Annotated in this window: 5 protein-coding genes and 2 pseudogenes; 2 read left to right on the top strand and 5 right to left on the bottom strand. The window is 68.7% G+C overall.

Going from position 1 to position 5016, the window contains the following annotated elements:
* Nucleotides 1-228, top strand: a pseudogene (locus tag ACRDUX_RS05845) (maltokinase); the annotation flags it as partial.
* Between the two features lie 105 nt (nucleotides 229-333).
* Nucleotides 334-2223: a glycosyltransferase family 39 protein gene (locus ACRDUX_RS05840; RefSeq protein WP_526411903.1), complete on the top strand. Its 1890-nt coding sequence runs from the start codon at nucleotides 334-336 to the stop codon at nucleotides 2221-2223.
* A 6-nt stretch (nucleotides 2224-2229) separates the two neighbouring features.
* Here ACRDUX_RS05840 and ACRDUX_RS05835 read toward each other — a convergent pair whose 3' ends face one another.
* The 5 genes and pseudogenes from ACRDUX_RS05835 to ACRDUX_RS05815 form a co-directional block, all read right to left on the bottom strand.
* Entirely contained in the window at nucleotides 2230-3000 is a 771-nt protein-coding gene (locus tag ACRDUX_RS05835) for an ABC transporter permease (RefSeq protein WP_526411905.1), read from the bottom strand.
* 70 nt (nucleotides 3001-3070) lie between these two features.
* Nucleotides 3071-3907, bottom strand: coding sequence for an ATP-binding cassette domain-containing protein (locus tag ACRDUX_RS05830; RefSeq protein WP_526411901.1), 837 nt, complete (start codon nucleotides 3905-3907; stop codon nucleotides 3071-3073).
* Complete coding sequence (locus ACRDUX_RS05825) at nucleotides 3904-4356, bottom strand: MarR family winged helix-turn-helix transcriptional regulator (protein WP_526411899.1); 453 nt, start codon at nucleotides 4354-4356, stop codon at nucleotides 3904-3906. The genes ACRDUX_RS05830 and ACRDUX_RS05825 overlap by 4 nt, the downstream gene beginning before the upstream one ends.
* Nucleotides 4357-4475: 119 nt before the next feature.
* Nucleotides 4476-4643, bottom strand: coding sequence for a hypothetical protein (locus tag ACRDUX_RS05820; RefSeq protein WP_526411897.1), 168 nt, complete (start codon nucleotides 4641-4643; stop codon nucleotides 4476-4478).
* A gap of 53 nt (nucleotides 4644-4696) precedes the next feature.
* Nucleotides 4697-5016, bottom strand: a pseudogene (locus tag ACRDUX_RS05815) (glycogen debranching enzyme); the annotation flags it as partial.

Raw genomic sequence — 5016 nt, 5'->3', positions numbered from 1 at the left:
GGCCCGGACGACCGACTGGCCGTCCGGGCCCGCGAGTGGGTGGACCGCAACGGCGCATCGTTCTGCGACGGCTACACGGCCGCGTCGGGTCACGATCCGCGAGCCTCGGCCGGTGTGCTCGCCGCCTACGAACTCGACAAGGCGGTGTACGAGGCCGGCTACGAGGCCAGGTATCGCCCGGGTTGGCTTCCCATCCCGATGGCGTCGATCGGCCGCCTGGTCGGCTGAGGGACTCGCGGCGCGTTACGAGTCCAGCGATCGGCTGGCAGACCGCCAGCACTCTCAACGCTCGTTCACAGGTTGCCCGAACGTCGCAATGCCTCACTGAGTGCTGTGACGCAAACCCTGGGAACGTTGGCAGTATCCGCCGACACCCCGGCCGCGGAACCGCACCCCCGCGGGTCGTCGATCGTCACCGGTGACCGGGTTCGCCTGGGCATTCTCCTGCTCGCCACCGCCCTTCTCTACCTGTGGAACATCACCATCAACGGCATGGGCAACCAGTACTACGCGGCGTCCGCGGAGGCTGGGTCCCGTGACTGGGAGGCGTTGCTGTTCGGGTCGTTGGACTCGCACAACTTCATCACGGTCGACAAGCCGCCGCTGTCGCAGTGGGTGATGGGACTCTCGGGCCAGCTGTTCGGGTTCGGCAGCGCCAGCATGCTCGTCCCCCAGGCGTTGATGGCCGTCGGCGCCGTCGCGCTCCTCTACGGCGCGGTGCGCCGGATCAGCGGGCCGCGGGCCGGGTTGCTCGCCGGGGCGACGCTCGCGCTCACGCCGGTAGCGGTCCTGATGTTCCGCTTCAACGACCCCGACGCCGCGATGGTTCTTCTGATGACGACTGCGGCGTACTGCACGATGCGCGCCGTGCCACGGGGTTCGGCGAGGTGGCTGGCGGGTGCCGGGCTGGCGCTGGGGTTCGCCTTCCTGGCGAAGATGCTCGAGGGCGCCATGGTGATGCCTGCGCTCGCGGCGGCCTACCTCGTCGCTTCGCCTGTGCGACTGCGCGTCCGGTTGGCCCACCTGCTGGGTGCTGCCGCGGCGTTCGCGCTCGCGGCGGGCTGGTTCGTGGTGCTGACTCTCGTGTGGCCCGCGTCGGCGCGGCCGTATCTCGCAGGGTCGACCGACAACAACTTCATGAACCTGGTCCTGGGCTACAACGGGTTGGCAAGGGTGCTGGGTCGCGACCATTCCGACGTCGTACTGCCGTCCGGTCTCGGCCCGATCACCGGCTTCGGCGGCTACGGCAGTCGGTCGCAGGGCTGGTCGCGGCTGCTCTCCGGTGAGTTCGGCTTCGAGATCGGCTGGCTGGTGCCCGCCGCGGTGCTGGCGCTTGTCCTGACGATCGTCGCGCGCGCCAAGGCTCCGCGTACGGACCTGGTGCGCGCAGGCGCCATTCTGTTCGGCGCGTGGTTCCTGGTCGACGGCCTGGTGTTGAGCTACATGCACGGCACGATCCACCCCTACTACAGCCTGTCGATCGCACCGCCCGTCGCGGCGCTCTTCGCGATCGGCCTGCAGCAGACGTGGTCCCGTCGCGACGCCGTCTGGTGCCGGCTGGCACTGGTGGCCATCTTGCTGACGGCGGGGGTCTGGGGTTGGTGGCTATTGGGGGGCAGCGCCATGCCGTGGCCGACCCTGAGGTGGTCCGTCGTGGTGCTGACGGTGTCGGCGTCGACGGCGCTGCTGTGGAGTTGGTCGCAGCGTCGTGACGTCGCCCCGGTTCTGTTGGCCGTCGCACTGGCCGCTGCGCTGGGCGGTCCTGCGGCGTATTCGTTGGCGACCGTCGGTGCGCCGCATCAGGGGATCGGCCCTTCCGTTGGGCCGGCCCGGACAGGGTATTCGGGTGGCACCAGGGTCGGCAATCCGCGCCTCGATGCCCTGCTCGAGTCGACCGCCACACCGTGGTCGGCGGCGATCGACCGGTCGTCGTCCGCGGCAGGGCTCGAACTGTCGACGGATACGGCGGTGATGGCGATCGGTGGCTTCTCGGGTACCGACCCGGCGCCGACGCTGCAGCAGTTCAAGGACGACGTCGCCCGCCATCAGATCGGGTACTACCTGGCTCCTCGCGGCTCTTCCAAGGGCGCCGTCGCGGAGGACGAGCACGGCGAGCACATCAGCCCCCGTGCGCACTCCGACATCCTGAGGTGGGTGCGCGGGCACTTCCACTCGACGACGATCGGCGGCGTCACGGCCTACGATCTGGCCGCGCCGAAGTGACCGCCGCTAGCCGACCAGGCGGCGCAGCAGCGTCGAGGCGGTGACGACGCCGAGCGTCGCGGCGACCAAGAGGACGGCAATGTCGAGCCCCGTGTTGCCGGGCGTCCCGATCAGCAGCGCCCGAAGTGCGTTGACCTCGTAGCTCAGCGGGTTGATCGCCGAGAGCCAACGCAGCCATGGCGGCATGATGTCCACCGGGTACAGCGCGTTGGAGGCGAAGAACAACGGCATGGTGATGGCCTGACCGATGCCCATCATCCGGTCGCGGTTGCGCACCAGACCCGCGAGCGTCATCGACAGACACGCGAAGAATGCCGAGCCGAGCACCACGACGCCCATCGCGGCGAGGATCCGCAAGGGGTTGGCGGTCAGGTGGATGCCCATCAGGTAGGCGATCACCATGACGCCGACGACCTGGGCGATCGAGCGAACCCCCGCCGCGAACGCCTTGCCCGTGATGAGCGCCGATGCGGGCGCGGGGGTGACCATCAGCTTGGCCAGGATGCCCGCGTCGCGGTCCCACACGATCTGGATGCCGTAGAAGATCGAAATGAACAACGCCGACTGCGCGATGATGCCTGGCGCCAGGAACGAGAGGTACGGCACACCGCCGGTGTCGATGACGTGCAGCTTGGAGAACGTCTGCCCGAAGATCAGCAGCCACAGCGCGGGCTGCACCATGCGGGTCATCAGCTCGGTGCGGTCGTGGGAGAGCTTCTGCATCTCGACGAGCGCGAAGGCGCCCATGCGGCGCAGGAGTCCGCCGACGCGCCGCATACCGCGTGGTGCCCGGACCAGCTCGACGGTGATTTCGCCGGGGCGAGCGGAGCGACGGGATGATGTCGGTTCAACTGGCACGGCGCGCCGCCTTTCTGCTGGAACGGATCTCGCGCAACCCACGCCTGGTGTTGTCCTCGGACAGGTCCGAGCCGGCGTAGTGGCGGAACACGTCCTCCAGCGTCGCACTGGCGGAGGCGTCCGGCGTCAAGCCCGCCTTCAGGTCGCTCGGCGAACCGACGGCTTGCAGTACGCCGTGGTGCATGAGGGCGACGCGGTCGCACAGCGCGTCGGCCTCCTCCATGTAGTGGGTGGTCAGCAGGACCGTCATGCCGTACTCCTCCTGCATGTCGGCCACCTGTGACCAAACCCCGTCGCGCGCAATGGGATCCAGGCCGACCGTGGGCTCGTCGAGGATCAGCAGCGACGGGCGGTTCACGAGTGCCTGGGCGAGTTCCAGTCTGCGCACCATCCCGCCGGAGTAGGTGCCTGCGAGGTTGTCGGCGACGTCGAGAAGTTGCATCGCGGACAGCGCCTCGTCGACCCGTCCGCGGCGTTGGCGGCGCGGAACGTCGTAAAGCCTGGCGAACAGGTCGACGTTCTGCCTGCCAGTCAATGCCGACTCGATCGAGAGTTGTTGCGGCACATAGCCGATGTTCTGGCGGATGTCGAGGGTGTCGCGGCGGGAGTCGAACCCGAAGATCTGAACGTCGCCGGTCTGGACGGGCGTGAGGGTGGTGAGCAACCGCACGACCGTGGTCTTGCCGGCGCCGTTGGGTCCGAGCAGGCCCATCGTCTCACCCGCTTGCACCTCCAGGTTCAGGTCGTCGACGGCGGTGAAGTCGCCGTAGCGGTGGCTCAGGTGGCGGCAGTCGATCGCCGGGGCCGCCGAAGGTGTCGGGGTCATGCTTGCTCCTCGCGCAGAAGTCGGGTCACGTCGGCGAGCACCGCGAGGCCGTCGTTGAGTTTGTCGATCTGGTCGGCGTCCAAGCGCTCGAGCACGGCCCCGAGGGTGGCCCGTCGGGCAGCGCGGGTTTCGTCGGCCATGCGCTGCGCGGACGCGGTGAGCCGAAGTCTGCCAACCCGCCGGTCGTCGGGGTCGACGGAACGCAGCAGCAGGCCGTCGGTGGACAACCGCGACACCAGCGTCGATGCGGTGTTCGGGGCGAGCCCGAGCTCGTCGGCGGCGTGCCGCACGGAGATGCCTGGGTGACGTCCGACGAGTCTGAGCAGTTCGGCTTGCGACTCGGGCAGTCCGGTGCCGATAGCGGGTGCGCCGCTCGATCGGCGGGCCTGGCGGCGGAAGCGTCCCACGCCCGCGAGCAGCTCCGCTGCGAGATCGGTCCTGGTGTCCATCACGCCACGATACCTCTGTTGCAGAGCTAATTACTCCCCATCCTCGTTCCCCGCGTGATTTCGGCGCGGAAGGTGGCGATGAGCGCAACCGGGCGCGCCCAAACCGCACGGGAGGGGGCTCAGGAACCGTGCGGCCGCCGCATCACTGCGATGGCGCGCGCTGCGCGGCCAAGGCGTCGCAACGGCTGGTTCGGGTTCTTCCAGTGCGTCCGCACACACGCGCCCATGCAGACACCGATGAACACCATCAGCAGGACGGCGCCGACACCGAGGGCTGCGGACATCACCGGTCGAACCTAATCCCGAAGCCCGCGGGTCGCCATCCGAATCGACGGCTGCGTCAGGCTTCCTCCGGTGCCGCCTGCAGCACGATGACGGAGCGCGCTTCGACGGTGAGCTGGGCGGCCGCCACCACCGGCCTGGATCCCTCCATCACCGCCCCGTCGACCGTGTAGATCACCGGCTGCCACCTCGCGCCGAATTCCTTTGGCGGGAGCGTGAAGTCGATCGGCTCGTGATGGGCGTTGAAGCACATCACGAACGAGTCGTCCGTGACGCGCTGGCCGCGCGGGTCCAGATCGGGGATGCCCTGACCGTTGAGGTACACGGTGATCGACTTGCCGAAGCCGGAGTCCCAGTCCTCGTCGCTCATCTCCGAGC

The organism is Mycobacterium sp. (assembly GCF_050701675.1).
GTDB lineage: Bacteria > Actinomycetota > Actinomycetes > Mycobacteriales > Mycobacteriaceae > Mycobacterium.
This window is presented reverse-complemented; position numbering and strand designations above follow the sequence as displayed.